Source organism: Haloarcula rubra, from assembly GCF_019599465.1.
Taxonomy (GTDB): Archaea; Halobacteriota; Halobacteria; order Halobacteriales; family Haloarculaceae; genus Haloarcula; species Haloarcula rubra.
Genome location: NZ_RKLR01000001.1, coordinates 380,812 through 403,605, shown reverse-complemented (window position 1 = coordinate 403,605; position 22,794 = coordinate 380,812). Strand labels below are relative to the sequence as shown.

Sequence of the window (22,794 nt, the reverse complement as noted above, 5' to 3'; positions counted from 1 at the left end):
CTGTGTCAAACACCGCCGACCACCGACGTTTTTATCGGTCGTCTCGAAGGGTCGGCAAGCATGAGTGACGAAGGCCAGAGCGCCCTCGGGGACTTCGGGGGAGGCGAGGGCGGTGACGACCGGCCGGCCGAGGAGGCAGCGGCCGTCGCCGGCAACGGGGGGAGCGGGACGACCGTCGTCGACATCGACGAACGCCAGTTCCCCGAGGTCGAAGAGACAGTCGAGTTCGTGGTCACGCAGGTCGACTACACGGTGGAGGGACAGGGCGACGACGAGTACCCCGTCGTCCACGTCTTCGGCCGGACCGACGACGAAGACCCGGTCCACGCACGCGTCTACGAGTTCGAACCCTACTTCTACGTGCCGGCGGACAGCGTCACGGAGGACCGACTGCGACAGTACGACCGCATCGTCGACTGGCGCTACGAGGACGAACAGGGGGAGCCCTTCGAGTCGATTCGGGGCGAGCGACTGCTGAAGATTATCGGGCAGACGCCGCGCGACGTCGGCCAGATGCGGGACGACTTCGACCACTACGAGGCGGACATCCTCTTCCCGAACCGCCTGCTCATCGACAAGGACATCACCAGCGGGGTCCGGGTGCCGGCCCGCGAACTCGACGACGGGAGCTACAAGGTCCACCACGAGGAGGTCCGGCCGGTCGAGGCCAGCGCCGACCCGCGCGTGAACACGTTCGACATCGAGGTGGACGACCGCCACGGCTTCCCGGAAGACGGCGAGCAGACCATCGTCTGTCTCACCTCCCACGACTCCTACACGGACGAGTACGTCGTCTGGCTGTACGAGTCCCCGGACGGCATCGAGGGACCAGAAGCCCTCGCGAAGTACGACCCCATCCGCGAGGACGCCGACTTCGAGGCCGACGTCCGAATCTTCGAGGAGGAGGAGGCGATGCTCGACGCCTTCGTCTCCTACGTCGAGGACACCGACCCCGACGTGCTCACGGGGTGGAACTTCGACGACTTCGACGCGCCCTACCTGCTGGACCGCATCGAGACCCTCCAGAGCTACGACCACGACTACGACCTCGATATCGACCGCCTCTCGCGGGTCGACGAGGTGTGGCGCAGCGACTGGCAGGGGCCGGACATCAAGGGTCGGGTCGTCTTCGACCTGCTGTACGCGTACAAACGCACGCAGTTCACCGAACTGGAGTCCTACCGGCTCGACGCCGTCGGCGAACAGGAACTCGGCGTCGGTAAGGAACGCTACACCGGCGACATCGGCGACCTCTGGGAAGACGACCCCGAGCGCCTGCTGGAGTACAACCTCCGGGACGTCGAACTCTGTGTGGAACTGGACCGCGAACAGGACATCGTCGACTTCTGGGACGAGGTCCGCACGTTCGTCGGGTGTAAACTCGAAGACGCGACGACGCCCGGCGACGCCGTCGACATGTACGTCCTGCACAAACTGTACGGCGAGTACGCGCTCCCCTCGAAGGGGCAACAGGAGAGCGAGGACTACGAGGGCGGCGCCGTCTTCGACCCCATCACCGGCGTCCGCGAGAACGTCACGGTGCTTGACCTGAAGTCGCTCTATCCGATGTGCATGGTGACGACGAACGCGAGTCCCGAGACGAAGGTAGACCCCGAGGCCTACGACGGCGACACCTACCGCGCGCCCAACGGGACCCACTTCCGGAAGGAACCGGACGGCGTCATCCGGGAGATGGTCGACGAACTCCTCAGCGAGCGCGAGGAGAAGAAGGAACTGCGCAACAGCCACGACCCGGACGACCCCGACTACGAGCGCTACGACCGCCAGCAGGCCGCGGTGAAGGTCATCATGAACTCGCTGTACGGCGTGCTGGGGTGGGACCGGTTCCGCCTCTACGACAAGGAGATGGGCGCGGCGGTGACGGCGACAGGCCGGGAGGTCATCGACTACACCGACGAAGTCGTCGCCGAGGAGGGGTACGAAGTCGTCTACGGCGACACGGACTCGGTGATGTTACAGGTCGGCGACGTCGGTCCGGACGACGTCGACAGCGACGTGACGGTCACCGACGAGATGCGCGAGAAGTACCCCGCGATGGACGACGACGAACTGCTGACCATCGCCGCGACCATCGAGAAGGGGTTCGAACTGGAGGACGTCATCAACGCCTCCTACGACGAGTTCGCCAGCGAGCGACTCAACGCCGACGAGCACCGCTTCCAGATAGAGTTCGAGAAACTGTACCGGCGGTTCTTCCAGGCGGGCAAGAAGAAACGCTACGCCGGCCACATCGTCTGGAAGGAGGGCAAACAGGTCGACGACATCGACATCACCGGCTTCGAGTACCAGCGCTCGGACATCGCGCCCATCACAAAGCGGGTCCAGAAGGAGGTCATCGACCGCATCGTCCACGGAGAGGACGCCGAGCATATCAAGGACTACGTCGGCGAGGTCATCGAGGACTATCAGGACGGCAACGTCGACTACGACGACGTCGGCATCCCCGGCGGCATCGGGAAGAAACTGGACAACTACGACACCGACACCGCGCAGGTCCGCGGCGCGAAGTACGCGAACCTCCTGCTCGGCACGAACTTCCAGAGCGGGTCGAAACCCAAACGCCTGTACCTCGACAGGGTCCACGCGGACTTCTTCGAACGGGTCGAGGACGAACTCGGCCTCGACCCCAAACGAGACCCGCTGTACGGGGAGTTCCGCCGGGACCCGGACGTCATCTGCTTCGAGTACGCCGACCAGATTCCGCCGGAGTTCGAGGTAGACTGGGACAAGATGCTCGACAAGACACTGAAAGGTCCTATCGCCAGAATCCTGGAGGCGCTGGACATCTCCTGGGACGAGGTCAAGTCCGGACAGGAACAGACTGGACTCGAGAGCTTCATGTAACGCCCGCACGGGGGATTTTTCGCCTCGGAGAAATATTGTTTCTAGATACCGAAGTCGAGTACGTCGCAATGCGAAAGCTTGATGGGTGAAACGTACCTCCTTTCGGTTGACCTAAGAGACTACTATGGCTGTACTCGAAATCAACAATCTCCACGCCGAAGTCGCAGAAGAGGACGGTGAGACCATCCTTCGCGGTGTCGACCTCGAAGTCAACTCGGGCGAAATCCACGCGCTGATGGGCCCGAACGGCTCGGGGAAGTCCACGACAGCGAAGATTATCGCCGGGCACCCCGCCTACGAGGTCACCGACGGCGAAGTCCTCATCCACCTCGAGGACGACGAGTTCGGCGAGGACTTCGAGATTCCGGAGGACATGCGCACCTGGAACCTTCTCGACCTGGAACCGAACGAGCGCGCCGCGCTCGGCATCTTCCTCGGCTTCCAGTACCCCGCCGAAATCGAAGGGGTCACGATGGTGAACTTCCTCCGCACCGCGCTCAACGCCAAACTCGAGGAGCGCGAGGAACTCTTCGAGGAAGAGGACGAGGAGGCAGAAGCCGACGGCGAGGACACCAAAGAGGACGCCGCTGGCTACGACACCTCCCCGATGGAGGGCAACGTCGAAGAGGGCGAAATCGGCGTCGCCGAGTTCCAGGAGATTCTCCAGGAGAAGATGGAGCAACTGGACATGGACGAGAAGTTCGCCTCCCGCTACCTCAACGCCGGTTTCTCCGGCGGTGAGAAGAAGCAGAACGAGGTCCTGCAGGCCGCTATCCTCGAGCCGTCCATCGCCGTGCTGGACGAGATCGACTCCGGTCTGGACATCGACCGCCTGCAGGACGTCTCGAACGGCATCAACGCGCTCCGCGACGAACAGGGCGCCGGCATCCTCCAGATCACCCACTACCAGCGCATCCTCGACTACGTCGAACCCGACCACGTCCACGTGATGCTCGACGGCCAGATCGCCAAGTCCGGCGGTCCGGAACTCGCAGAGCAACTCGAGGACGAGGGGTACGACTGGGTCCGAGAGGAAGCCTACGAGGCCGCGTAACACCCTTCCCTTCACAGCCACAACACCTACACAACAATGAGCTCAGACCAAGACCACCTCAAAGAGACCGACACCGAGGCTCGCTTCGAATTCAAGAAGGAGGAGAACTCCGCCTTCGAGACCGAGAAGGGCCTCACCGAGGAGACCGTCCGGGTCATCTCGGAAGACAAGGACGAACCAGAGTGGATGCTCCAGCGCCGTCTGCGCGCACTGGAGCAGTTCCAGCAGATGCCGATGCCCGAGGGCTGGCCGGGTGCGCCCGACCTCTCGGAAGTCGACATCGAACAGATCGTTCCGTACATCCGCCCCGACATCGAGACGCGCGGCGGCGCCGAATCGTGGGAGGACCTCCCCGAGGAGATTCAGGACACGTTCGACAAACTGGGTATCCCGGAAGCCGAGAAGAACGCCCTCTCGGGCGTCGGCGCCCAGTACGAGTCCGAAATCGTCTACCAGAACATGCAGGAGCGCTGGGAGGAGAAGGGCGTCATCTTCTGTGACATGGACAAGGCCGTCCAGGAGCACGAAGAACTCGTCAAAGAGCACTTCATGACGAAGTGCGTCCCCCCGAGCGACAACAAGTTCGCCGCGCTCCACGGCGCGGTGTGGTCCGGCGGGTCGTTCGTCTACATCCCGGAGGACACCACCGTCGAGATGCCCGTGCAGGCGTACTTCCGCATGAACTCGGAAGGGATGGGCCAGTTCGAGCACACGCTCATCATCGCCGAGGAGAACTCCGAGGTCCACTACATCGAGGGCTGCTCGGCCCCGAAGTACTCGGCGTTCAACCTCCACTCCGGCGGCGTCGAAGTGTTCGTCGGCGAGAACGCCCACGTCCAGTACTCCACGGTCCAGAACTGGTCGAAGAACACGTACAACCTCAACACCAAGCGCGCCATCTGTGAGGCCGACGGCACGATGGAGTGGGTCTCCGGCAGCATGGGCTCGAAAGCCACGATGCTGTACCCCTCCACCGTCCTCAAGGGCCCCGGCGCGACGGACAACCACATCACCATCGCCATGGCCGGCGAGGGACAGGACATCGACACCGGCGCGAAGGTCTACCACAACGCGCCCGACACCAAGTCCACCATCGAGTCCAAGTCCATCGCGAAGGACGGCGGCCGCACGAACTACCGCGGCCTCGTCCACATCGCCGACGGCGCCGAGAACTCCTCGACGTCCGTCGAGTGTGACGCGCTGATGTTCGACAACGAGTCCACGTCGGACACGATGCCGTACATGGAGATTCAGGAGTCGAAGGTCGACGTCGCCCACGAGGCGACCGTCGGCAAGATCGGCGACGAGGACGTCTTCTACCTCCAGTCGCGCGGACTGGACGACGACGACGCGAAACAGATGATCGTCGCCGGGTTCATCGAACCCATCACGGAAGAACTGCCCATCGAGTACGCTGTCGAGCTCAACCGCCTCATCGAACTCGAGATGGAGGGCTCGCTCGGATAATCATGAGTACGCAGGTACACGCCACACTCTCCGAAGACCAGGTCGAACAGATTTCGTCGGACCTCGACGAGCCGGAGTGGCTCCTCGAGACCCGACTGGAGGCGTTCGCGGCGCTCGAAGACCTCGAGATGCCCGACGTCATCCAGACGCCCGGCCGCAAGTGGACCAACCTCGACGCGCTCGACTACGAGTCGCTGGTCGACCCGCTCGACTACGCCCAAGAGAAAGACCGCATCGACGCCGAGGGCGTCGACGTGCTCTCGTGGAGCGAGGCGCTCGACGAACACGGCGACTTAATCGAGGACCACTTCGGCTCGGTCGTCGACCCCCAGCGGGACTACCTCACCGCGCTCTCGACGGCGCTGTTCTCGGCCGGGACCGTCGTCTACGTCCCCGAGGGCGTCGACGCCGAGGACGTGAAGATTCGGACGACGATGAACAGCCAGTCGCTGTTCAACTACACGCTCGTCGTCGCCGAGGAGTCCGCCTCGGTCACCATCCTCGAACGCCAGACCACCGGCGACGACGTCGAGGGGTCGCGGTACTACTCCGGCGTCGTCGAGGCCGTCGCGGGCGAGAACGCCTACGTCCAGTACGGCACGCTCCAGAACCTCTCCGAGGAGAGCTACAACTATCAGGTCAAGCGCGGCCACGCCGACACCTACGGCACCGTCGACTGGATAGAGGGCAACATCGGCTCCCGTCTCACGAAGACCAACGTCGAGACGCGCCTGCTCGGTGACTCCAGCGAATCCCAGATCGTCGGCGCGTTCTTCGGCCACGAGGACCAGCACTTCGACATCGCGGCCCGTGTCTGGCACGAGGCCGAGCACACGGTCGCCGACCTCGTCACCCGCGGCGTCTTAGACGACGAGGCCCGCTCGGTCTACGAAGGCGTCCAGGACGTCGGCCGCGAGGCGTGGGACACGTCCTCGTACCAGCGTGAGAACACGCTGATGCTTTCGGACGAGTCCGAGGCCGACGCGTCGCCGAAGCTCATCATCAACAACCACGACACCGAGGCCTCCCACTCCGCGACGGTCGGGCAGGTCGACGCAGAGGACATGTTCTACATGACCTCCCGCGGTGTCGACCCCGACCGCGCGAAGAACATGCTCGTCGAGGGCTTCTTCGTCCCCGTCCTCGAAGAGGTCGCGGTCGACGAACTCCGCGAGGACTTAGACGACCTCATCTACGAGCGTCTGCGCGAATAAGCGGCCCCTCGCCTTCTGTTCTCGTTCTCTCCTCTCGCGCTCGAACATCCAGCCCCGGCTACGCCGACCGCGTCTCGGTACCGGTCGAGGTGTCCCGTCGTGGACTCGCTCGGGTCGCATCTGTAACCGCCACGCCACGACCGGTGTCTGAGTGCGCTGTGACAGGGAACGGCTTAAGTTACGCCCTCCCCGACGTTCTTGCATGATTAGCTCGCCACGGCCGGGGGGGTCGGCATGAGTCTGACACAGCCCGTCGGGTCGGACCACCAACTCGCCCGACTCCTCCAGATCGGCATCGTCCTCGAGGAAGTCGTCGAGGCGCGAGCGGCGAAACACGCCGAGGAGACCGACGCGTCGCTCGACCCGGCGTTGCGGGACCTGCTCGACCACGCCGCCGCCGAATCGGCCGACCACCGGCGTCGGCTCGAAGGACTGGTCGCCGACCTCGAAGCCGAGACGGTCCCCTTCGAGGAGATACAGATGCTCGTCGAGGCACAGTACGAGGCGGACGAGGACTTCGACGGCGTCCTCTACGACCAGTTGTGTAACGAGGAGACCGCCTACAAGTTCTACGACGACCTCATCGCCTCTATCGAGGCCTCCGACACGGCGTTCGGGGTCGACCGGGAGCGGTTGCTGGACGTCCTCCGGACGATTCGCGAGGAGGAGGCCGACGGCGTCGAGGAAGTGACCGACCTCATGGAGGAGCGACAATGAACACGCAGGCACAGTACCTGAAGGCTATCTACCTCACACAGGAACAGGAGGACGGCCCGGCCTCGACCGGCGACATCGCCGAACTGCTCGACGTCAGTCCCGCCAGCGCCAACGAGATGATCGGCAAACTGGAGGACCGCGGCTTGCTCGACCACGAGAAGTACAAGGGCGTCGACCTGACGGACGAGGGCATCCAGCAGGCACGGGACGCGCTCCAGAACTACTGCATCATCGAGCGCTTCCTCGTCGAGGTGCTCGAAGTCGAGGACTTCCGGACCGAGGCCAAGCAACTCGAGGGCGTCATCGACGAGACGGTCGCCGAGCGACTCGACACCATCATCGACCGGGAACCGCAGTGTCCGGACTGCTTCAACGCGGAGGAGGACGTCTGCGGGTTGCTCGAACTCGAGGCCGAGGTTTCGAGCGACTGATTCTCGAAGCGTTCAAGTGCGTTCCGGCGATTCGTTCTGATACAGTCCGGTCGCGGACGGCCCGCGATGGACGACCGGCGCGAAGTCCCGTGGTGTAGTGGCCAATCATAAGGGCCTTTGGAGCCCTTGACGGCGGTTCGAATCCGCCCGGGACTACTACTTCTGTGACGGACCGAACTGGGAGCGGTAAATCCGTGACCAGCGGGGCGGTTCGGGGCGGCACTACGCCACCACGAGAGTCGACCGAGCGACGGCTACCCCAGATTGGATATCTCGATACCGTGCGCGGCCACGTCTTCGATGGTCGCGTCCCAGCCACCGACCGAGACGTGGCCGGTGTCGGTCGCCAGTTCGAGGCCGGCGATTCGCGGGACGTACCCGGCTTGTTCGCTCGTTATCGGCGGGTCGCACACGGCGTCGACGATTCGCCCCTCCCAGGTGTCGAACCGGCCGGTCGCCGTCTCGTGGCCCTCGACGACGGCGGTGTGTCCGACTGTCGAGTCCGACGTGGTCTGGATGACTTGCCACGGGTTCAGGAACCGCCGTGGGGGCGACGAGTCCGTCTGGACGACGTGGGCGGCCAACCAGAACTGCTCGCTGTACCGGTGGAACATCTCGACGATGTTCTCGTCGCTCGTCACGAGGCCCGGCCGCGTCACCGAGGGCGACCCGAGAGCACGGAAGACGCCGTACGCCCGGTCGGCGGCGACGAGGGTGTCGGCACCGGGGCGACGCCGGACGGCGACTGCCGTCGGGAACGTCCTCGCCGCCACGGCGTCCTCGTCGTCGGAGACGAGGAGGAGGCGGACGGTCACGCCGCGGTCGACTGCCGCACGGATGTCGTCTTCGAGGTCACGGTACCACGCCAGCGGAACCGAGAGGAAGAGCCACCACTCCGCGGCGTCTATCGCCCTCTGGACGTGGCGTCGGATGGCCTGCGCCCGGTTGACGAGCGTGACGAACCCGGTGGCCGTCTCGACTTCGCTGAACAGGCGGTTCAGGTCGTCTGTCGCCGAGTCGAAGTCGGACTCCACCTCGGCGAGTTGGCGCTCTTTCAGGTCGGTCATCGCGACGTCGGGTGGGACGGGGACGGCCTGCTTCGCCCGCCCGCCCTCGTGTACCTCGACGAGGCCGAGCGATTCGAGGTCCTCGACCACGTCGTAGATGCGCTGTTGCGGGACGTCCGCCTCGTCCGCTAGCGTCGGCAGTTGCGTGGCGCCGATACGCACGGCGGCGACGTACGCCCGCGATTGGTACTCGTTGAGGCCGATACGCTGGAGCGTATCGACGAGGTCGTCCGCCATTCACACCTCGCCGGTTGCCCCGGTCCCGTCCGGTCTCGTTCCAACGGCACTCATGCGTACTCTCGGTCGCTCTCGGTATTATGCGCTTCGCCCGCACTACCGCGGTGAGAGGCCCGAGAGCGTGCTGAGAGCCGTCACAGCCACGCTTCGGGACTGTCGGCGTGACTCGTCCCGGTCGTATCGGCACCGTGAGAGCCGACCGTCGCGACGCACCGTTCCCACGGAGAGAGAACGACCGTACGCCGTTTTATCAGTAGCGAACGATACTCCAGACATGGTCGCGGCACTCCCCTCACTCGTCGGCAGTGGTACGGTCCTCGTACTCCTCGCGACCGGGTCGGTAGCGCGTGACGTCCTCGTCGGAGTCGGCATCGCCATCGTGTTGTTCGTCCTGTACTACGTGCTCGTACTCAGGCCGGCCCGTCGCCCCCCACCGCGTCGGGAGTCGAACGAAGCGCCGCCACGGAACGACACCGGGAACTAGAGGTAGGCGGCGTCCCAGCGGAGCGGCTTGCGGACGTTCCCGCAGGAGTCACACTCGATACGCCCCATCGAGTCCATCGCGTTGGCGAGCGTGTTGCAGTTGCTACAGAAGTAGCCGTATCGGTCGTCGCCCCCTTCGTCGACGTGGACGATGTGGAACGGCGCGATAGAGCCGCGTTCGTGGTTGTCGTGGTCGACGTACACCGTCCGGCCGTCCTCCGTCTCGACTGGTTCCCGGCCCCACTGCTCCGACTCGCTGTACAGGTTCTCGACGTACGTGCGGCCGTCGATGTCCACCTCCTCGGTCCCGACCTTGTCGAATCCGCGGGCCTCGTAGAAGGTGTTCCCCTCGACGTTGTCCGCGAGGACGCGGCCCAGTAGATGTGTCGCACCGAGGTCCGCGAGGTGTTCACGGGTCGCCTCGAACAGGGCCGACGCGACGCCCTCGCCGCGGTGCGCGGGGTCGACGTGTAGCCAGAGCAGCGTCCCGGTGTTGTCTGCCGCGGTGACACTCTCGGAGAACCCGACGACTTGGCCCGCTTTCTCGGCGACGAGCAACAGTCGTTCCTCGTCCTCGAACGTGGCTTCGAGGCGGTCCTCGTCGTACCACTCCTCGATGGCGCTGTTTATCGCCTGCGGGCCGAGCGAGTACGACGCCTGCAGTGACCGGCGTGCGACGTCCCTGATTGCCGGCCTGTCGGCTGGTTCTGCTGGTCGAAGTTCCATGTCTCCAATCTGGTCGTGAACTGGCATAAACGTACAGCCCAGTCGTGACGACCGGGGCACTGTGACGAGCCGATCGCTCGACGGGAGATAATCGAGAAAAGACTTATATTTGTGGGCGCTTGTGTTGTATATGTGGAGTGTGATTGGTGAAAACGTGTGAAAACGGCTAAAAACTGTCTGAACGTGGTTATCGGCCGGTCGCACTGTCCGTACCGGCCGTCTGCCGGGGTGTCCTTGAAGTGCACGGCGACTCGACGGGTCGCTCGTACCGCCCGCGCTGTCGTCCCGCGCTCGCTCAACCATCGGGACTCCCCCTCGGCAACTCGATATTGTGTCGTCGTACGGTGATTTCTCTGGACGTATCCACACGAGAGACAGCGTTCGCCTTGTCGTAACGCTAAAGAGTCGAACGTACCTTCTTGTCTGTAAGATGAATATCGGAACCTGTCGCCGGAGGTGGTGGTGTGGGCGTCGAGATTAGGGAGTCACCAGTCTCGGACGAGGAGTTCGAAGCGATGCAGGAGTTCGTCCACGACTACCTCGCCGCCAGCGTCGAGAACGAGGACGAAGGCGGCCGGATGCGGTGGTACCCGTGGCACTCCGCGGAGTACCGCTTCAACCACATCCTCAACGTCGTCGACATCGCGACGAAGATCGCCCGGAAAGAGGGCGCGAACGTCGACGTGACCCGGGTGGCTGCTCTCTTCCACGACATCGCGAAACTGGAGGCCGAGCAAGACGTCCACGCCGAGGCCGGTGCCCGCATCGCTCGCGAGTACCTCACCGCACACGGTGACTACCCCGAATCGTTCGTCGAACAGGTGTGTCGCGCCGTCGAGGACCACTCCTACCAGGGGGACCTCTCGAACCTCTCGCTGGAGACGCGCTGTCTCATCGAGGCCGACATCCTCGACAAGATCGGTGCCAACGGGACGGCACTCATGCTCCTGCGGATGGGCTACGAGTCCCGGACGCACATGGACGCCGCCGAGATGGTCGACCGCGTCATCGAACGCGGCGAAGACGCCAAAGACCGCGTCGAGAGCGACACGGCCGAGTCTATCGTCCACCAGCGACTCAAGCGCACGCGCTGGTTCCAGGAGTGGCTCGAGGCCGAAGTGGCCGAGATGGACACCGAGGAGCGACTCGACGACGTCGCGACCGGGATGGGCGACTCGTAGCGGCTACCCGAGCGCCCCGACGACATCGACGAGGACACGCTGGACCCGTCCCAGCAGCGGCCCAGCGACTCGCCCGAGGAAGAGTACACCAGAGCCCGCCAGGACGGCGGCGCTGACCCACGCGACCACCGGTGCCAGCCGTTCGACGCGCTGGCGGGCGGCGACGATAGCCGCCGGGAACCCCGTTATCCAGACGACGATGCCGCCGAACAGCCCCGCGAGCAGTACCGGGTGGCCGGTCTGGACCACCAACAGGCCCGCCGCCTCGGCACCGACGGCCGGGAGATACGAGAGTACGTCGAGCGTCCCGGGTTGGAGGAGGCCGACGCCGACGGTGAGCCAGAACACGACCTGGTACGGGTTCGTGAGCGCCAGTACCAGCGCCTTCCGGAAGCCGCGGCTCTCCTCGGTCGCGGCCGCCTCGACGTCGACCGACGAGAGCGCGTTCGCGTCCTGGACGGCGCCGTAGGCGAACCACAGCATCAGGAGCCCACCGACGGCGACCATCGCGTCCCGGAGGCCCGGCGTCTCGGTCACCACCGCTGCGGCACCGACCAGCGAGAGGACGAAGAAGCAGGCGTCGGCGGTCATCGCACCGAGGCCCGCCAGCAACCCGGCCCGCCAGCCACGTAGCGCGCTCTCCTCGGCGATGACGGCGTTCATCGGTCCCGGCGGGGCCGCGAGCGCGAGGCCGAAGACGACGCCACCGACGGCTGTAGGGAGGAGTGCGAGTGGCCCGACCTGATTCGTCAGCAGTGTGGTGACCCAGTGATGCATCTACAGTACTGGAGAACAGAGAGAAAATATCGGCGCGTCTAGAGCTTGCCGGCCTTCTGGAGCTTCATCAGGTCCTCGGTGTCGAGGGTCTCGCCTTCCTTGAACTTCTGGTAGATCTCTTCGGCCTCTTCGCGAGCGGCTTCCTGCTTCTCCTCGCGCTGGGACCGTTCTTCCTTCTCCTCTTTCTTGTCCAGTTCGCGCAGGCGCTTCTGGACGCGGACGAAGTCCTCGTGGTGCTGGTCGGCGGCTTCCTGAGCCTCGACGAACTCCTCGTGCTTCTCGTCGGCCTCGTCACGAATCTCGTCGGCCTCGCGGTAGGCCTCTATCATCTGGTTGTGATGTTTCTGGGCCTCGTCGGCGAGTTCCGTGACCTTCTGGTGGTGCTTCGAGGCTTCTGACCGGACCTCTTCGGCCTCCTCCTTGAGCCCTTCGAGGTCACCGCTCTGGTCGAGCTTCTCCTGTTTCTGCTGGAGTTTCTCGCGCTTGTCCTCTATCTTCTCGATGAGCTCTTTCTCGTCTTCCGAGGAGAGGACCTCGGTCTGCTGTTTGAACTCGAGGTCTTCGATCTCGTCCTTGAGTTCGTCGACGGACTTGCCCTCGTCGAGTTCGAGGTCGTTCTTGACGTTGTCGACCTTGTCGAACAGCTCGTTGGCCTCGGCGTTGAGCTCGTTGCGCTTGTCCTTGTGCTCCTGGACCTGCTCGTTGAGCTCGTCGCGCTTCTCGCGGTGTTCCTGGGCCTCGTCGACCTTCTCGCGCGTCTTCGCGTTCAGGTCGTCGCGGTCAGAGGCCCGCTCGGAGGCCATCTGGTTCAGCTCGTTCCGTCGGTCACGGAGCTGGCCGGCGAGTTTGATGAGCTCGCCCTTCGATTTGTTTTCGAGATCCTCTTCTGTTACTGTAACGTTCTTTGATTCGTCTATCGAGTCTGCCATTGTTGAAACCTCTATGCCATCACCGCTCTCGCACAGACAGGCGCTCCGCTATCGAGGGGCTGGCACCAATAACAAGGGTTCCCTCTCATGTTGGGCGCGACGCGATACTGCCTGAACGCGTGAGCGTTCTGGTATCTGCTAGTACCGGGGGATATTGTTTAAATATTCCGGTGCACTGAATACCGTGGCGACGCCTCACACACCCGAATACGGGGGCGTGAAGGATTCACACACTTTCGAGATAGCTTATATACTGTCGTTTATCTCGTACTCGTTCGTCACCACGTTCTCACCGACGGCGACGGCGAGCGTCAGTTCGTCGCCCGCCGCGAGCGTCAGCGACCCGACGGTGACGCGGCCGAACGGCCCGACGGTGTGTTCTTCCTGCTGTCGCTCCCCGTTGTGGTCCCACTCGACGGTGACCGTCGCCGTCTCGGGTCGGTCGTGGCAGACGACGACGTCGCTCTCGCCGGGCGTCGGGTCCGAGAGCAGGACCTGCGTCGGTTCGTAGCTGTCGGTCAGCACGTCGTACGCGGGTTTCGGCGTGCCGTCCTCGCGCAGGACGCCCATCCCCGCGTCCCCGACGTCACGGAGGCTGTCGAGGACCGCCACCTCGCTGGCCTGTCGGCGGAGGTGTTCGGTGACCGTGTGGACGACCCGTGCCTGATAGGCCTGCGAGTCGGTGGCACCGCCGTCGACGCGAGTGTCGTGGGCGGTGCGGTCGAACCCCGTCTCGTCGGCGGGGTCGTCGCTCCCGAGCGACCCCGCACCGAACCCGCCGACGACGTCGCCGACGCCGTAGTGGTCACAGAGCCACGCGAGGTCGCCGACGGTGCCGTACTGCCAGCCCGGGTACAGCGTGACCGCGTCGGGGTCGACGCCCGGCGGGCCCACGACCGGAAACGTCGGGACGGCGTCGACGGCGTCGGCGACGGCGTTCGCGGGGCCAGCGTCGTACGCTGCTCGCCACGCCCGAAAGCGGAAGCGCAGGCGGTCGAGGAACCCGGAGCCGAGGCCGTCCGCGTACGGCCTGACGGGGTCGTCGTGGACGCCGATGGCCGCGAGGCTCGGGTGCCGGCCGTAGCTCCGCATCAGTTCGTCGGCCAACGTACGCCCTCGGTCGGGGTCGAACGCACCCGGGCCGGTCAGCGGCAGGTCCTGCCAGAGGAGGAGGCCGTGATCGTCACACGCTTCCGCGACCGCCGGTGGGGCCGCCTGCGCACGCACGCGGACGAGGTTCGCGTTCGCGTCCGCGGCTCGTTCGACGTCGGCGGGGGTCGGGTCGAGGAGCGTCACGCCGCGTGCGGGGACACGCTCGCCGTTCACCCGGAGTCCGTCGTCGTAGCTGACCGTCCGTAGTCCCGTCGTGACCTCGTCGGCGGCGTCGTCGAGTTTCGCCCGGACGACGTACCGTGGCTGGTCACCCCGGTCGTGTGGCCACCACAGCGACGGGTCGCGCACGTCGATGGTGTGCTGGACCGTGGTGTGACCCGACCCGGTCGCGACCCGCGAGCGGTCCATCATCCCGCCGCCACGGACGTTCCCCTCCGGCCGGATAGAGAAGGTGAGGCGGTCGTCGATGGCCTCGGTCGTCACGACGTCGGCGGTCACGTCCACGGCGGCCCCCTCCTCGGTCAGGCGCGGGCGTGCCCGTATCGCGCTCACGTACGGGTCCGGGTACGTCTCTAGCCGTGCCTCCCACCAGATGCCCGGGACACACCGGTCGTCGGGGAGGGCGTCGGTGGCGTGGAGGCCGCCGAAGCGGTCCGCCGGGGTGCGACACTCGACGACGACGCGGTACTCGTCGGCGTCGGGCAGCCGGACCCGGAGCGGGGCGAAGTACGTGTCGTGTGTCGCGACCTGTTCGCCGTTACACCAGACGCGCGTCTGCGCGTACGTTCCTCGGAGGAGTAGCGCGGCGTGCGCCTCGTCCTCGCTCCGCGGGTCCGAGAACGTCGTCTCGTAGGCCACGGCCTCGGCACCGGCGAAGGCCGTCGGCCGGCCCGGGACGGACACCGAGTCCCACTCGTCCGGCGTCGGCATCTCGTCGTCCGGCGCTACCGCCGCGCCCCGCCACTCCAGCGACATACCTTGTGGCCCGTTCGCTGGGGGCATATCCTTTACCCCCACGGCGGCGGAGTCGGCGACGGCTGACGTCTGTCCGACGGAACACGCCCCGACGACCGTGCCGGCCGTCACTTTCACTTTCACTCCGGGGACGGCTCGGATTAAGGTGGCTTCGGTCCCTCCGGTGGCGTATGTTGAACGACCTGCGCGAGACGACGGAGCCGACCTGCGACGCGAGCGATTGCGACCGAACGCTCGGCGACCCGGCACTGGCGTTCGAGACGGACTGGGGCCGGCGCGAGGCCTACGAGTGTGCGTGCGGTGCGGTGACGGTCACCGTCGCCCGGCCCGAGTCGTCCCGTTGAAATACGCCCGCGGGCTACGGCGGCGTATGTCACTCGAAGCCGTCGTCACCGCACACGGCCACGAACACGTCAGCGGTGAGCACGCGAGTACGCTGGAGGTAACGAGCGACGACTTCCTCACGCCCGCTGGCGACTGTATCCTCGGTATCGAGGCCGATACGGTGCCCGCCGACTTCGACGACGCGTTCGCCGAAGCGTGTCGGGACGCCGACGCGACCATCACCGCGACCATCGAGGCCGACGGCCACATGGTCACCGTGGAGGGGTCGGGCCACCCGGACCTCACGTTCGAGAGCGACCGGAGCCACGTCCTGCGGACGAGCGACTACGTCGACGACCGTACCGTGATGGTCGGCGCCGACGCGGCCGCCGGCGACGTGGACCGCGCTCTCGTCACGGCACTCGCCGACGGCGCGACCCTGACGCTGACGCTGACCGTCGACCCGGCCTGACAGGGTCGATCAGTCTTGCCCGAGTTCGCCGGCGTAGTCCTCGAAGAACGTCCGGACGTCCCGCGGGTCGCGGCCGAGGACGCGCCCCACGTCGTCCGTCACCCGGCCCGCGAGGCCGAGGCGCGCCGTCGTGTAGAGACCGCTCATCACCAGTGCGTATCCGAGGGGGCGGCCGTGGCGGAGTTCTCCGACGACGAACCGCGGGAGCGACGGGTCCGTGTACTCGACGGGGTATCCGAGCACGTCGCTGGCGACGGCCGCCACCTCGCTGTAGGTCAGCGCCTCGGGGCCGGTGAGGTCGCAGGCCGTCCCGGCGTGGCCGGGGTCGGTGAGCGTGCGTGCGGCGACGGCCCCGACGTCGCGGGCGTCGACGAAACTCGTCTCCCCGTCGCCGGCGGGGACCGCAATCTCGCCGGCGCGGAGTGACTCGCCGTGGACTTCCGTGAGGTTCTGGGTGAAGAACGAGGGGCGCAGGAACGTCCAGTCGAGGCCCGAGGCCGCGACGTGACGCTCCACCCGTCGGTGCGGGAGCAGTGGGTTGCGGTCGGCCCCGAGGACGGAGAGCACGGTACAGCGCTCGACGCCCACGCGGGCCGCGGCGTCGACGAACTCGCGTAGACGTCCGACTCGCGAGGCCTCGGGCGGCCGCAACAGGAACAGCGCGTCGACGGCCGCCAGTGCCGCGCCCCACGTCTCCGGTTTCTCGAAGTCGAACGTGACCCACTCGTCGGCGGGGCCGTCACCCGGTGGGGACTGGGCCGTGGCACGGACGACGGCGTCGTAGTCGACCAGTTCCGCCCGGAGCGCCGACCCGACGGTTCCGGTGGCGCCGGTCACGAGGACTGTCTCGGTCATACCTCAGAGAGGTCCGGGGACGACATAGGCGCTCGCTACGACCCTTCGAAGCGACTTTCCAGACCCGTACCGACCGTGTTTGGTGAAGGGGTTTTGCCGCTCGGGGCCCACCGGACAGACATGGCAGACCCGGAACCGGAGGAGAACATCAGCGGGGGCGAGTCGGGCGGAGGTCGGGCGGCGACGTTCGACCCATCGACGGCAGGGACGCGGGCAGAGGCCGTCGTCGACCGCCTCGGCGAGATGTACTGGACGAAGACCTACGGCGGCCGGCCGGCATTCGAGTGTCTCGTGCGCACGATTCTCAGCCAGAACACGTCGGACAAGGCCAGCCAACCCGCCCACGACTCGTTGATGGAACGGTACGGGGGGAGTGAGGCGGGAAGCGCCTCGGACGGTCCGAGCGGGGAGAGCACCGACCCGCGAGGGGACGACGGTGACCTCGCGGCGACGCTCGCCGAGGCCGACCAGCAGACGTTAGCCGAGACCATCTCGTCGGCGGGCCTGTACAACCAGAAGTCCGAGCGGATAATCGCTATCGCCCAGCGCATCTGCGAGGCGTACGGCGGTGCCGACGAGTTCGACGAGTTCGTCCGCGAGGCGGACCCCGACGAGGTTCGGGACCGCTTGCTGGAGCTAAACGGCGTCGGGCCGAAGACGGCCGACTGTGTCCTCCTGTTCGCCGGCGGGCGCGGCGGTGTCTTCCCCGTCGACACGCACGTCCACCGCATCGCCCGGCGGATGGGGCTGGCACCCGCCGACGCCGACCACGAGACGGTTCGGGAGTACGTCGAACGCGACGTGCCAGCAGAGAAGTGCGGCTTCGGGCATACGGCGATGATACAGTTCGGCCGGGAGTACTGCACGGCGCGCAAGCCGGCGTGTCTGGACGACCCGGAGGCCTGTCCGCTCGCGGACCAGTGTGCACAGGTCGGCGTCTATCCGGCGACGGGCGACGTGGTAGACCCCGCCGAAGCGCCGGAGTGAGCGGACTACTCGGCCGGTGACACGGACACCGCGCCGTCGCGCACCGTCACCCTGTACCCGGCGTAGTCGAAGGTCACCGAGAGGTTGCAGTTCGCTCCCCGGTCGTCGGCGAACAGCTCGTCTAGCGCCTCGGGATTGACGCTCTCGTACAGCGACGGCAACGAACAGGGGTCTATGCCCTCGAGCCGGCCCACGAGTTCGGGGACCGCGAGACTCGCGAGGCTCGTGGTTCCGTCGAACTCCGCACGGGTCTCGTGTGTCTGAGTGTGGGTCGATACGTCTGTGAAATCACACGCCGTGCCGTCTGCGACGGCGTCGTGCCCCGACTGCTCGCGGACAGTCGATGGCGTGGGGTCGGTCATCGAGTCGAAAGAGCCACGACAGCAGTAAAGCAGAGCGGGTTGACTATGTAATCTCTTGATACTGTTCGTGGCGGGTCAGGTCTCGAGGACGTGCGACTCGACGAGCGTCCGGTAGCCTCGGCGGAGTCGATTCGACAGCGCCTGCCGAGAGATGCCGAGTTCGGTCGCTATCTCCTCTAACGTGGTGGTCCGGGGTTCGCTGAAGTACCCGCGTTCGTAGGCGAGCGTCAGCGCCTCGCGCTGTCTGTCGGTCAGTTCGGGGGCCCCCTCGATGGCCGCCGACCCCGCGTCGGTCAACTCCGACAGCGTCGGGACGATACCGGCGTCTCGGCAGGCGCGGTCGAACGCCGTAATCGCGTGCTGTTCGTCGCCGCGGACGTCGACGCGCCACCCCACCTCGGTCCCGACCGCGGACAGCATCGTCACGTCGCTGTCCACGATGGCTCCGAGTAGCCCCTCGTGGGTCCCCACGCACTTGCTCCGGAGGAGCGACCGTCCGCAGACGCTGTCGACCACCGTGACCGTCTCGAACTCCGCGACGGTCGAGAGGAACCCACGGACCGTCTCGCCGTCGACACCCTCTATCCAGAAGTACGGCATCACGGTCGACCCGGTCGGGACGACGCGCTCTATCTCGACGACTGCGTCCGGGTACGACTCGAAGACCGCTCCCAGCAGGAACGTCTCCGGCGGCATCCTGAACTCTGCGACGGTCGCCATCGTCGGCTATCTGTCGTCCAACAGCAAAAGGATATGCCTGTACACCCGTGCGGTCGCGGACCCACTCAGCGCCGGTGGCCCCACCGCTCGCCGTCCTCGGCGTAGCGCGCGGAGACGATGCGGTTGAACTGCTCGTCCGACAGCGAGATGTCCGTCGCCCCGACGTTCTCGTCGAGTTGGTCGACGGTGCGGGCGCCGACGATTGGGACGCAGGTGAAGTCCGGTTGCTCGATGTTCCAGCGGAGCGCGACCTGTGCCGGCGTCGCGTCGAGTTCGTCCGCGACGGCGCGAATCTCGTCCAGGACGTGCCAGCCGCGTTCCGAGAGGTAGTAGTCCTCGAACCGGTCGTCGAGCGAGCCACGGGCGCCCTCCGGCCCCTCGAAGGCCGTCGGGTCCTCGTCGTCCGTGCGCTCGTACTTGCCGGTGAGGAATCCGCCCGCGAGCGGCGAGTACGGACAGACCGCCATATCCTGGTCCGCACACACGTCGAGGTAGTCCTTCACGTCGTCACGGTAGCCCGCGTGGAACAGCGGTTGGGTGACTTCGAACCGTTCGAGGCCCTCGACGTCCGACTTCCAGAGGGCTTTCGTCAGTTGCCACGCGGCCATCGTCGACGCGCCGAGGTAGTGGACTTTCCCCTCGCGGACGAGGTCGTTCAGCGTCCGCAGCGTCTCCTCGATGTCGCTCTCCTCGTCCCAGCGGTGGATGTAGTAGAGGTCCAGATAGTCCGTATCGAGACGGTCGAGGGTCCCCTCTATCTGTGCGCGGATGTGCTTGCGGCCGAGACCCGAGTCGTTCGGGCCGGGGTCGCCCCACCCGTCGAAGGGGAAGTACACCTTCGAGGCCAGCACGACGTCCTCGCGGTCGTAGTCCGCTAGCCAGTCGCCGATGAACTCCTCGCTCTTCCCGTTCGGCGTGCCGTAGACGTTGGCCGTGTCGATGAAGTTGATGCCGCGTTCCCACGCCGCGTCCAGCAGTTCGTGGGCTTCTTCGCGGTCCGTCTCGACGACGTCGCCCGTCTGGCGGCCGAAGCGCCACGTCCCGAAACAGAGCTGTGAGACCGTCGTCCCTGTCGAACCGAGTCTGGTATACTCCATAGCCGGTCCAACGTGGCCGACCACAAAAACACTGGGGCGCCCGGCAACCCGTGCGGGTCACCCGCGTCGCCACGCCACCGCGACGGCGACGCCCACGAGGCAGAACGCGAGCAAGGAGAGGTTCGGAACCGTCAGCCCGAGCACGCGGTACTGGATCTGCGCGCAACTTATCGCGCCGATGCCACAGGTGGTCTGGGTCACCTGCAACCACGAGTGGTACGCCGCGAGGGCGCCGCCGAGGCCGACGAGCGGCAGGGCCGTGCGGGCGACGGCAGGCCGTCGCTCGACGGCGGCGACGCCCAGCACGACCACCTGCGGGTACATGAGGATGCGCTGGTACCAGCAGAGCCGACAGGGGGTCAGCCCGAGACCCAGCGAGAGGTAGAGGCTCCCGGCGGTAGCGACCAGCGCGACCAGCGTCGCGACGGCGAGGAGCGACCGGCTATCGAGGGGAACCCCACCGCCACTGTTTCGCCCGTACACGAGTGTGAGGGCGTGCGCCGTCGGAAAAAGCGTTACGTGCGGGTGTCGTCGACGGGGTGGCCGGCGATGGCCTCGCCAGCGCTCCGTCGCTGGCGAGCGGGGGAGGGTAGGCAGTGACGAGCATCCGGCGGCAGAGCCGCCGGTTCACCGGAATCGAGGTCGAAGACCGAGATTCCGGCCGTTTTTCCCCATGTTTTTGCAAGCGGGGGTTCGCTACGCGAACCCCCCGCAGTAAAAAGTGGTCTTCAGACGAACCGGAACGTCTCGAGGTTCTCCGGCGTGAAGGTCCGCACGTTGTAGTCGTGATACAGCCCCGAGGAGAGGTCCTGTGTGGCGGACTCGTCGCCGTCGACACAGAGCACCTTCTCGGGCCGGGGGTGCATCGTCTTCACGAAGTTCTCCAGTCCCTGCCGGTCGGCGTGGCCGGAGAAGCCGTCGACCGTCTCGACGCGCATGTTCACCGGCACGCTGTCGCCGTCGATGCGCACCTCGTCTGCTCCCTTCTGGATGCGCTTGCCGAGCGTCCCGCGGGCCTGATAGTCGACGAAGGCCAGCGTCGAGTCGGCGTCGGGTGCGAGGTGTCCGAGCCACGTCCGGGCGGGGCCGTCGGTGAGCATACTCGGCGGCGCGAGGACCACGCTCGCCTCGTCACGGTCGGCGATGGCCTCGCGGTCGTCGCCGTCCTCGACGGGCGTGAACTGGTCGGCGAGGAACGGGTTACTGTCGGCGTCGTGGATGCGGTCCTTGACCTCGTTGCGGAGGTAGTCGGGATAGGTGGTGTGGACCGCCGTGGCCTCCCAGATCATCCCGTCGAGGTAGACCGGCATCTCGGGGACGTCGCCCTCGCGCATCGCCTCTTCGAGGACGACCATCAGTTCCTGTGCGCGGCCGACGGCGTGGACCGGGACGAAGACGGTCCCGTCGCGGTCGGCGGCCTCGCTGACGAGGCGCTTGAGCTTTCGCTCGGAGTCGTCCTGGTCGGTCTGGTAGTCGTTGCGGCCGCCGTAGGTGGACTCGAGGACGAGCGTCTCGACGCGGGGGAACTCGTTGACCGCGCCGTCGAACAGGCGTGTGCTGTCGTAGTGGATGTCCCCGGAGAAGGCGACGTTGTAGAGGCCGTCGCCGATGTGGAAGTGGACGACGGAACTCCCGAGGATGTGGCCGGCGTTGTGGAGCGTGAGTTTCACGTCGGGCGCGATGTCGGTGACGTCGCCGTACTCCAGCGGGATGCAGTGTTTGACCGCCTCGCGGACCATCTCGGTCTCGTAGGGGCGCTTGCGGCCGGCGGCGTCGGCGCGGCCGATGTAGTCCAGCGTCATCAGGCCCAGCAGGTCCCGCGTGGGTTCCGTACAGTAGATGGGGCCGTCGTAGCCGTGTTCGAACAGCAGGGGGACCAGCGCCGCGTGGTCTAGATGGGCGTGGGTCAGGACGACGGCGTCCAGCGAGGACGCCCCGGACCCGATGGCCTCGGGCACGTCGAGATACGGCTGTTCGGTCCGCTCGCCGGGTTTGTCCCCGCAGTCGACGAGGATGCGCGTGTCGGCCGTCGAGATGATGTACGCCGCACGTCCGACCTCTCGGCACCCGCCGAGGGTGGTCACCCGGACCCACTCCTCGCTGGACATCGGGTCGCGGTGAATCTGCCGACCGACGCGTTCGAGGATGTCCCGCCGGTCGTCCCGTTCCTGCGTGAGGAAGTCCCGGACGTTCGAGACGGTCGGCGACTCGATGGGCGGCGTGCGCACCACGTCGGGCGTCCAGCCGACCGCTTTGGTTATCTCCCGGAGCGTCTCGCCGCGCCGGCCGATGACGCGGCCGGGTTTCTCGGCCTCGATGAGCACCTCGCCGGTGTCGGCGAGGAACTGGAGGCCGCTGACGCCGGCGTCGTCGGGGATAATCTCTCGAATCCGCTCCTCGGCGGTCTCCGGCCGCGTCAGCACGTCCGGGTCGGGTCGGACGGTGATGCGCTTGCGGAGTTTCGACGCCAGACGGCGGACGAGGTCGCCGTCGGCGGCGAACTCCTTCGGGTCACGGGTGTAGATGACCAGTTCCGGGCCCTCGTAGGTGACGTCGGAGATGGAGATGTGGTTGGGAACCTCTTCGTCTATCGTTGCTCGTACCTCTTCGAGTTGCTTGTCTACCGTGCTCATAGTGTAGAACGGGCGGGCGGCCTGCCGGTGGCGTGTACTCCGTCGCGGGTCGGTCTGGACCGAGTGTCTCGTACGGTCATACAGTTGTCCGTTGTTCGGTGAACGACC

At 66.1% G+C, this 22,794-nt stretch carries 22 protein-coding genes and 1 tRNA gene; 12 read left to right on the top strand and 11 right to left on the bottom strand.

The window, feature by feature from the left end; translation table 11 throughout:
* Positions 1-60: 60 nt before the first annotated feature.
* The 7 genes from EGH21_RS02190 to EGH21_RS02160 all read left to right on the top strand — a co-directional run bounded on the left by EGH21_RS02190 (position 61) and on the right by EGH21_RS02160 (position 7,904).
* Positions 61-2,865, top strand: coding sequence for a DNA-directed DNA polymerase (locus EGH21_RS02190; RefSeq protein WP_220616834.1), 2,805 nt, complete (start codon positions 61-63; stop codon positions 2,863-2,865).
* A 124-nt stretch (positions 2,866-2,989) separates the two neighbouring features.
* Positions 2,990-3,919: an ABC transporter ATP-binding protein gene (locus EGH21_RS02185; RefSeq protein ID WP_220616833.1), complete on the top strand. Its 930-nt coding sequence runs from the start codon at positions 2,990-2,992 to the stop codon at positions 3,917-3,919.
* A 36-nt stretch (positions 3,920-3,955) separates the two neighbouring features.
* The gene (gene sufB, locus EGH21_RS02180; protein ID WP_220616832.1) at positions 3,956-5,386 is read left to right on the top strand and encodes a Fe-S cluster assembly protein SufB; all 1,431 of its coding nucleotides are present in this window, start codon (positions 3,956-3,958) and stop codon (positions 5,384-5,386) included.
* Between the two features lie 2 nt (positions 5,387-5,388).
* Positions 5,389-6,600, top strand: coding sequence for a Fe-S cluster assembly protein SufD (sufD, locus tag EGH21_RS02175; RefSeq protein WP_220616831.1), 1,212 nt, complete (start codon positions 5,389-5,391; stop codon positions 6,598-6,600).
* Between the two features lie 234 nt (positions 6,601-6,834).
* Positions 6,835-7,317: a ferritin-like domain-containing protein gene (locus EGH21_RS02170; protein WP_220616830.1), complete on the top strand. Its 483-nt coding sequence runs from the start codon at positions 6,835-6,837 to the stop codon at positions 7,315-7,317.
* Positions 7,314-7,748, top strand: a complete 435-nt coding sequence (locus EGH21_RS02165) for a metal-dependent transcriptional regulator (protein ID WP_220616829.1) — start codon at positions 7,314-7,316, stop codon at positions 7,746-7,748. The genes EGH21_RS02170 and EGH21_RS02165 overlap by 4 nt, the downstream gene beginning before the upstream one ends.
* A gap of 83 nt (positions 7,749-7,831) precedes the next feature.
* Positions 7,832-7,904: transfer RNA gene (locus EGH21_RS02160), tRNA-Gln, on the top strand.
* Positions 7,905-8,002: 98 nt separating this feature from the next.
* On the opposite strand, the gene EGH21_RS02155 is transcribed toward EGH21_RS02160, so the two are convergent.
* A complete protein-coding gene (locus tag EGH21_RS02155) occupies positions 8,003-9,052 on the bottom strand; it encodes a TrmB family transcriptional regulator (protein ID WP_220616828.1) in 1,050 nt (349 codons plus the stop codon).
* 274 nt (positions 9,053-9,326) lie between these two features.
* Here EGH21_RS02155 and EGH21_RS02150 point away from each other — a divergent pair, with 274 nt between their 5' ends.
* Positions 9,327-9,536 carry a hypothetical protein gene (locus EGH21_RS02150; RefSeq protein WP_220616827.1) on the top strand — a complete coding sequence of 70 codons (210 nt, stop codon included), beginning with the start codon at positions 9,327-9,329 and terminating at the stop codon, positions 9,534-9,536.
* On the opposite strand, the gene EGH21_RS02145 is transcribed toward EGH21_RS02150, so the two are convergent.
* The gene (locus tag EGH21_RS02145; RefSeq protein WP_220616826.1) at positions 9,533-10,261 is read right to left on the bottom strand and encodes a GNAT family N-acetyltransferase; all 729 of its coding nucleotides are present in this window, start codon (positions 10,259-10,261) and stop codon (positions 9,533-9,535) included. The two genes, EGH21_RS02150 and EGH21_RS02145, sit on opposite strands and share 4 nt — an antisense overlap.
* A 464-nt stretch (positions 10,262-10,725) precedes the next feature.
* On the opposite strand from EGH21_RS02145, the gene EGH21_RS02140 reads away from it, so the two are divergent.
* Positions 10,726-11,442: an HD domain-containing protein gene (locus EGH21_RS02140; RefSeq protein ID WP_220616825.1), complete on the top strand. Its 717-nt coding sequence runs from the start codon at positions 10,726-10,728 to the stop codon at positions 11,440-11,442.
* A 3-nt stretch (positions 11,443-11,445) separates the two neighbouring features.
* On the opposite strand, the gene EGH21_RS02135 is transcribed toward EGH21_RS02140, so the two are convergent.
* The 3 genes from EGH21_RS02135 to EGH21_RS02125 form a co-directional block, all read right to left on the bottom strand.
* Positions 11,446-12,219, bottom strand: a complete 774-nt coding sequence (locus tag EGH21_RS02135; RefSeq protein ID WP_220616824.1) for a LysE family translocator — start codon at positions 12,217-12,219, stop codon at positions 11,446-11,448.
* A 38-nt stretch (positions 12,220-12,257) separates the two neighbouring features.
* Positions 12,258-13,148, bottom strand: a complete 891-nt coding sequence (locus EGH21_RS02130) for a coiled-coil protein (RefSeq protein WP_220616823.1) — start codon at positions 13,146-13,148, stop codon at positions 12,258-12,260.
* Positions 13,149-13,394: 246 nt separating this feature from the next.
* The gene (locus tag EGH21_RS02125) at positions 13,395-15,236 is read right to left on the bottom strand and encodes a glycoside hydrolase family 2 protein (RefSeq protein ID WP_220616822.1); all 1,842 of its coding nucleotides are present in this window, start codon (positions 15,234-15,236) and stop codon (positions 13,395-13,397) included.
* 170 nt (positions 15,237-15,406) lie between these two features.
* On the opposite strand from EGH21_RS02125, the gene EGH21_RS02120 reads away from it, so the two are divergent.
* Both EGH21_RS02120 and EGH21_RS02115 read left to right on the top strand, forming a co-directional pair.
* A complete protein-coding gene (locus EGH21_RS02120) occupies positions 15,407-15,580 on the top strand; it encodes a hypothetical protein (protein ID WP_220616821.1) in 174 nt (57 codons plus the stop codon).
* 26 nt (positions 15,581-15,606) lie between these two features.
* A complete protein-coding gene (locus tag EGH21_RS02115) occupies positions 15,607-16,032 on the top strand; it encodes a DUF371 domain-containing protein (protein ID WP_220616820.1) in 426 nt (141 codons plus the stop codon).
* 9 nt (positions 16,033-16,041) lie between these two features.
* Here EGH21_RS02115 and EGH21_RS02110 read toward each other — a convergent pair whose 3' ends face one another.
* Complete coding sequence (locus EGH21_RS02110; RefSeq protein ID WP_220616819.1) at positions 16,042-16,887, bottom strand: SDR family oxidoreductase; 846 nt, start codon at positions 16,885-16,887, stop codon at positions 16,042-16,044.
* A gap of 120 nt (positions 16,888-17,007) precedes the next feature.
* On the opposite strand from EGH21_RS02110, the gene EGH21_RS02105 reads away from it, so the two are divergent.
* Complete coding sequence (locus EGH21_RS02105; protein ID WP_220616818.1) at positions 17,008-17,874, top strand: endonuclease III domain-containing protein; 867 nt, start codon at positions 17,008-17,010, stop codon at positions 17,872-17,874.
* A gap of 5 nt (positions 17,875-17,879) precedes the next feature.
* On the opposite strand, the gene EGH21_RS02100 is transcribed toward EGH21_RS02105, so the two are convergent.
* From EGH21_RS02100 to EGH21_RS02080, 5 genes are all read right to left on the bottom strand, one after another.
* Positions 17,880-18,236, bottom strand: a complete 357-nt coding sequence (locus EGH21_RS02100; RefSeq protein ID WP_220616817.1) for a HalOD1 output domain-containing protein — start codon at positions 18,234-18,236, stop codon at positions 17,880-17,882.
* Positions 18,237-18,311: 75 nt separating this feature from the next.
* Positions 18,312-18,956: a helix-turn-helix domain-containing protein gene (locus tag EGH21_RS02095; RefSeq protein ID WP_220616816.1), complete on the bottom strand. Its 645-nt coding sequence runs from the start codon at positions 18,954-18,956 to the stop codon at positions 18,312-18,314.
* 65 nt (positions 18,957-19,021) lie between these two features.
* On the bottom strand, positions 19,022-20,053 hold the full coding sequence (locus EGH21_RS02090; protein ID WP_220616815.1) for an aldo/keto reductase: 1,032 nt from the start codon (positions 20,051-20,053) through the stop codon (positions 19,022-19,024).
* 57 nt (positions 20,054-20,110) lie between these two features.
* Positions 20,111-20,536 (bottom strand): disulfide bond formation protein B, encoded by a 426-nt coding sequence (locus EGH21_RS02085; RefSeq protein ID WP_220616814.1) that lies wholly within the window; start codon positions 20,534-20,536, stop codon positions 20,111-20,113.
* Positions 20,537-20,781: 245 nt separating this feature from the next.
* Complete coding sequence (locus EGH21_RS02080) at positions 20,782-22,686, bottom strand: beta-CASP ribonuclease aCPSF1 (RefSeq protein WP_220616813.1); 1,905 nt, start codon at positions 22,684-22,686, stop codon at positions 20,782-20,784.
* Positions 22,687-22,794 lie beyond the last annotated feature (108 nt).